This is a genomic window from Rathayibacter sp. AY1A5, assembly GCF_002930875.1.
Classification (GTDB): domain Bacteria; phylum Actinomycetota; class Actinomycetes; order Actinomycetales; family Microbacteriaceae; genus Rathayibacter.
In genome coordinates this window covers 1-5,404 of the sequence record NZ_PSTM01000042.1, presented here as the reverse complement: position 1 = coordinate 5,404, position 5,404 = coordinate 1, and the positions used below count along the sequence as shown (strand labels likewise).

Here is a 5,404-nt window from a genome sequence, read left to right as displayed (position 1 = left end):
GCGCAGGTCGACGACCTCGACGCTCGTGCCCTCCTCGCCCGCGAGCTCGGCGGCCTGGAGGAGGACGGCGACCATCGGGCCCCAGCCGACCAGCGTGACCTCGGTGCCCTGGCGGACGACGCGGCTGGCGTGCAGCGGCGCGGCGGACCCGCTGAGGTCGACGTCGCCCTTGGGCCAGTAGCGGCTCTTGGGCTCGAAGAACATGACGGGGTCGTCCGAGGCGATGGCCTCCTGGATCATCCAGTAGGCGTCGTTGGGAGTCGACGGGCTGACCGCGCGCAGGCCCGCGGTGTGCGCGAAGTACGCCTCGTTGCTCTCCTGGTGGTGCTCGACCGCTCCGATGTGCCCGCCGTAGGGCACGCGGATGACGACGGGCATGGTGATCGCACCCTCGTGGCGGTTGGTCATCTTGGCCAGCTGCGAGGTGATCTGGTCGAACGCCGGGTAGATGAACCCGTCGAACTGGATCTCGCAGACCGGGCGGAAGCCGCGCATCGCGAGCCCGATCGCGGTGCCGACGATGCCGGACTCGGCGAGCGGCGTGTCGAGCACGCGCTTCGCCCCGAACTCGGCGTGCAGGCCCTCGGTGATGCGGAAGACGCCGCCCAGGGGGCCGATGTCCTCGCCCATCAGGAGGACTCGGTCGTCCTGCGTCATCGCGCGGCGGAGGCCGGCGTTGAGCGCCTTGGCCATGGACATGGACTCGAGCTGCGACCCGGTGAGGGGCGGCTGCGCGGCCGTCGTGCTGGTGTCGATCGTCATCACTCGCCTCCGAACGATTCTTCGTAGCGCTGCAGCCACGCCTTCTGCTCCTCGACGAGCACGTGCGGCTCCGAGTAGACGTGGTCGAACATGACGCCCGTGGGAGGGACCTCGAGGGCGAGGAGGCGGCGGCGGATGTCGGACGCGAAGTCCTTCGCCTCCTCGTCGACCTCGTCGAAGAAGGACTGCTCCACGCCCTCGCTCCGCAGGAACGCGGCGAAGCGGGTGATCGGGTCCTTCGCGACCCACGAGGCGAGCTCGTCGTCGGTGCGGTACTTCGTCGGGTCGTCACTCGAGGTGTGCGCGCCGATCCGGTAGGTCAGCGCCTCGATGAACTGGGGACCGCCGCCGGAGCGCGCGTCCTGCAGGTGCTTGGCGGTGACCGCGTAGCTCGCGAGCACGTCGTTGCCGTCGATCTGCACGCCGGGGATGCCGAAGCCGGAGGAGCGGAGGTAGAGGGGGCTGCGCGACTGCGTGGCCACGGGGACCGAGATCGCGTAGTGGTTGTTCTGGAGGAAGAAGACCTCGGGAGCCTGGTAGCTCGCGGCGAAGACCATCGCCTCGCTGACGTCGCCCTGGCTGGAGGCGCCGTCGCCGAAGTAGACGACGACGGCCGCGTCCTTCTCGGGGTCGCCCGTGCCGGTCGCTCCGTCGAGGGTGAGGCCCATCGCGTAGCCGGTCGCGTGCAGGGCCTGCGAGCCGAGCACCAGCGTGTAGAGGTGGAAGTTCCCGTTCGTCGGGTCGGTCGGGTCCCAGCCGCCGTGCGTCGTGCCGCGCAGGAGCGCGAGGACGCCGAGCAGGTCGATGCCGCGGATCTTGCCGACGACGTGCTCGCGGTAGGAGGGGAACACGTGGTCCTGCGGGCGCATCGCGAACGCGGAGCCGACCTGCGCCGCCTCCTGCCCGTGGCTCGGGACCCACAGTCCGAGCTGGCCCTGGCGCTGCAGGTTCGCGGCCTCGGTGTCGAAGCGGCGGACCACCGCCATCTCGCGGTAGAAGGAGCGGTGCTGCGCCTCGTCCACCCCGTCGAGGTAGGAGGCGTACTGCTCGGCCGCGGGGGTCGGCGAGAACCGCCCGTCCGCGGAGAGGAACTGGACAGTCGGCGACTCCGTGCTGGTGGCTACCACCCGACTAACCTATCCGTCTCGCGGGGTGGCCCTCGGGGAGGGAAGCCACAATCTCGGCCGCCGCGCTGAGGAGCTTGTCGACAGAGCGCGCCTCGCCGACGGAGACGCGGATCCCCTCCGGCGGGAACGCGCGGACCACGACCCCGGCGCGCTCGAAGACCTCGGCGGCCCGCGCCGTGTCCTCGCGGGTGTCGAACCAGAGGAAGTTCGCCTGCGACTCCGGGATCGTCCAGCCCTGGTCGAGCAGCGCCCGCCAGAGGTCGTCGCGGAGGCGGGTGATGCGGTGGACGCGCTCGAGGAGCTCCTCGCGGTGCTCGAGGGAGGCGACCGCCGCGGTCTCGGCGAACCGGGTGACCGAGAGCGGGATGGCGGTGGAACGGGCGGCGTCGAGGATCCGCGCGTGGCCGATCGCGTAGCCGACGCGGAGGCCGGCGAGGCCGTACGCCTTGGAGAAGGTGCGGGCGATCACGAGGTTGGGGTAGCGGCCGAGAAGGCGGGTGCCGTCCACGGCCCGCTCGTCGTCGACGAACTCGGCGTAGGCCTCGTCGAGGAGCACGAGGACGTCGCCCGGGACGCGCTCGAGGAGCGCCTCGACGTCGTCGGCGGTCGCGACGGTGCCGGTGGGGTTGTTGGGGCTGCAGACGATCAGCAGGCGGGTGCGCTCGGTGACGGCCTGCGCCATGGCGTCGAGGTCGTGGGTGTCGTCGGCGCGGAGCGGCACGCGCACGCTGGTGGCGCCCGCGGTCGTGACGAGCGAGGGGTACGCCTCGAACGAGCGCCAGGCGTAGACGACCTCGTCGCCCGGGCCCGCCGCCGCGGTGATGAGCTGGGCGATGACCGCGACGGAGCCGGCTCCGACGATCACCTCCTCGATCGGGACGCCGTACTCCGCGGCGAGCGCTGTGCGCAGGGCGGTCGCCGCCGCGTCCGGGTACCGGTTGAAGTCGTCCACCTCGCGGACCCGCGCGAGCACGGAGGGCAGCGGGTCGAACGGGTTCTCGTTGGAGGAGAGCTTGAAGGCGTCGGCGGCGGCCGCGCGGCCCTGCTTGTAGGCGGGGAGCGCCAGGATCTCGGGGCGGAGGCGGACGGGAGGCTCCTGCTGGTCGGTCACCCGCCCCATGCTAGGCGGCGCGGCGGCGGGCGCCCCGCCGTTCCGCGCGCGCCGTCCCCCGCCCTCGACGGGTGTGCGCCGGGCCCCCTTCCCACCGGTCGAGCGCCGCCGGTGCGGCCCGGAGGTGCGGCCGACCCGGGTCTCGGATGCGCGAACCGCCCCACTGACCGGCGCCCACGGCGGCCGTCCCCCGATTAGGGTGCAGTGATGCGGAGTCGAGGGCGAGCCGAGCGGCGCGGGGGTGCGCGCCCGCTCCTCCGGGGCGCCACGGCCGCGATCGCCCTGCTCGTCGCCGCCGGCGCGCTCACCGGATGCACGCCCTCCGCGGAGGGCACGCAGGCGACCCCGACTCTCCGCGAGACGTCCATCGACGTCGCCGCTCCCCCGGCCTACACCGCCGCGCGCGAGGCCGGCCTCGCGCTGCGGGACGACTCGCTCGCGCTCCTCACTGCGACCGACGGCACCGTCGCGGGCGCGGCCCGCACCGATCTGCTGGTGGCGATCGGATCCCTGAACGCAGCGCTCGAGGGAGTCTCGGCCGACGCCATCACCACCGCGACGACCGCGGCCGGGGAGCAGCGGACGGCGCTGGCCGAGCGCGTGCTCGGCCTCGCCACGTCGACCCTCGCCTCCGGTCGCGGATCGACGTCCCGGCGGGCGGTGCTGACCGACGCGGTCGAGCAGCTCCGGAGCGCTCTCGCCTCGGGAGCCGCGGTCGCTCCGCTGGCCGTCGCCGTGATCGAGGCGCGCGAGCCGCTGGTCCCGGAGCCGGGCAGCGGATTCGCTCCTCCTCCGCGCCCCGCGCCTCCCGCAGCTCCCCGGCCGACCACGGCGCCCGCGCCCACCCAGGAGCCGACGCCCGATCCCCCGGCTCCGGAGCCGGCTCCCGCGCCCGCCCCCGAGCCGACCGAGGCCCCGCAGCCGACGGCGGAGCCCCTGCCGCAGCCCGAGCCCACCGCGGTGCTCCCTCCGCGGACCTGCGCCGACGACCCCCGCCTCTGCACTCCTGCGCCCGAGCCGACCATCGGCGGGCCCCTCACCTGAGCCCCGGCTCGCGGCCCGCCCCGCCTGCGGCGATAGTGGAGGCATGAGCAGACTCCTCCTCGGCCTCCTGACCAACGCCGTCGCGATCTGGCTCACGACCCTGGTCGTGGCGGGCGTGCGCGTGGACCCGTACGAGGAGGGCCCCGCCGCGGCTGTCCTCACGTACCTGCTGGTGGCGGTGATCTTCGGCGTCGTCAACGCCGTCGTCGGCGGAGTGGTGCGGGTGGTCGCGTTCCCCCTGTACGTGCTGACGCTCGGCCTGGTCTCGTTCCTCGTCAACGGCCTCCTGCTGCTCCTGACCGCCTGGATCAGCGGCCTCTTCGGCTTCGGCCTCGTCGTGGACGGCTTCTGGTGGGGCGTGCTCGGCGCCCTCGTGCTCGCCCTGGTGAACTGGTTCATCGGCCTCCTCCTGCGCCCCTTCCTCCGCCGCCGTCAGGACTGACACAGCGGGCTCGGCAGCCAGTATCGGCCGCGCCGCCGCCGCCCAGGAGGCCGCGCGCGCCATCGGTGGACGGCGGCCGCGATCGGCCTGCTGTGGAGGAGCCGCGGTGCGCCATGATGGGCGGGTGACCCCCGACTCCCCTGCGCCCTCGGCCTTCGCCGTGTGCTTCGTCTGCACCGGCAACATCTGCCGGTCGCCGATGGCCGAGGTGGTGCTGCGCTCCCTGGCGGAGCAGGCGGGGCTCGGCTCCGCGATCGAGATCAGCTCGGCCGGCACCGGCGAGTGGCACCTCGGCGAGCACGCCGACAGCCGCGCCCTCGCGGCGCTGGAGCGTCACGGCTTCGACGGGGGCCGCCACCGCGCCCAGCTCTTCGACCCGTCCCGCTTCGCCGAGTTCGACCTGGTCGTCGCGCTCGACCACGGGCACGAGCGCGCGCTGCGCTCCTGGGCGCGCACCGAGGTCGACCGGCAGAAGATCCGCCGCCTGCTCGACTTCGAGCCCGGCCTCTCCCCGCAGGGCGACGTCCCCGACCCCTACTATTCCGATGCGGCGGCGTTCGACTCGGTGCTCGCGCTCATCGAGCGCGCCTGCCGGGCCCTCTTCGCCCAGATCGAACCAGGACTGCGCGGCAACCGCTCGGTCCGCCCCGACTCCACCGACGCGCGCGCCGCCCTCGCGCAGGACACCTGAGAACCGGAAGGCACCACCGCATGACCTCGCTCCCCACCCAGCCGCTGAGCCCCCTCGACGGCCGCTACAGCGGTGCCGTCTCGTCGCTCGGCGAGTACCTCTCGGAGGCGGGGCTGAACCGCGCGCGGGTGCACGTCGAGGTCGAGTGGCTGCTGGCGCTGACCGACCGCCGCCTCTTCGGCTCCGAGCCCGTCGACGCGGCGACCGCCGAGGAGCTGCGCCGCCGC

The 5,404-nt window shown here is 73.8% G+C and carries 6 protein-coding genes and 1 pseudogene; 4 read left to right on the top strand and 3 right to left on the bottom strand.

Translation table 11 applies throughout. The features are described from left to right. From C5B98_RS16380 to hisC, 3 genes are all read right to left on the bottom strand, one after another. A partial coding sequence (locus tag C5B98_RS16380; RefSeq protein ID WP_181065572.1) for a transketolase C-terminal domain-containing protein occupies positions 1 to 699 on the bottom strand: 699 nt, incomplete at its 3' end. A 62-nt stretch (positions 700 to 761) separates the two neighbouring features. Further along, complete coding sequence (locus tag C5B98_RS16375) at positions 762 to 1,889, bottom strand: thiamine pyrophosphate-dependent dehydrogenase E1 component subunit alpha (protein WP_104226633.1); 1,128 nt, start codon at positions 1,887 to 1,889, stop codon at positions 762 to 764. Between the two features lie 4 nt (positions 1,890 to 1,893). Continuing rightward, complete coding sequence (hisC, locus tag C5B98_RS16370; RefSeq protein WP_104226632.1) at positions 1,894 to 3,009, bottom strand: histidinol-phosphate transaminase; 1,116 nt, start codon at positions 3,007 to 3,009, stop codon at positions 1,894 to 1,896. A 198-nt stretch (positions 3,010 to 3,207) separates the two neighbouring features. Here hisC and C5B98_RS16365 point away from each other — a divergent pair, with 198 nt between their 5' ends. The 4 genes and pseudogenes from C5B98_RS16365 to C5B98_RS16350 all read left to right on the top strand — a co-directional run. Next, a complete protein-coding gene (locus C5B98_RS16365) occupies positions 3,208 to 4,044 on the top strand; it encodes a hypothetical protein (protein ID WP_104328117.1) in 837 nt (278 codons plus the stop codon). Positions 4,045 to 4,087: 43 nt separating this feature from the next. After that, positions 4,088 to 4,486, top strand: coding sequence for a phage holin family protein (locus C5B98_RS16360; protein WP_104225199.1), 399 nt, complete (start codon positions 4,088 to 4,090; stop codon positions 4,484 to 4,486). A gap of 124 nt (positions 4,487 to 4,610) precedes the next feature. Continuing rightward, complete coding sequence (locus tag C5B98_RS16355; protein WP_181027248.1) at positions 4,611 to 5,177, top strand: low molecular weight protein-tyrosine-phosphatase; 567 nt, start codon at positions 4,611 to 4,613, stop codon at positions 5,175 to 5,177. A gap of 20 nt (positions 5,178 to 5,197) precedes the next feature. Next, positions 5,198 to 5,404, top strand: a pseudogene (locus C5B98_RS16350) (adenylosuccinate lyase); the annotation flags it as partial.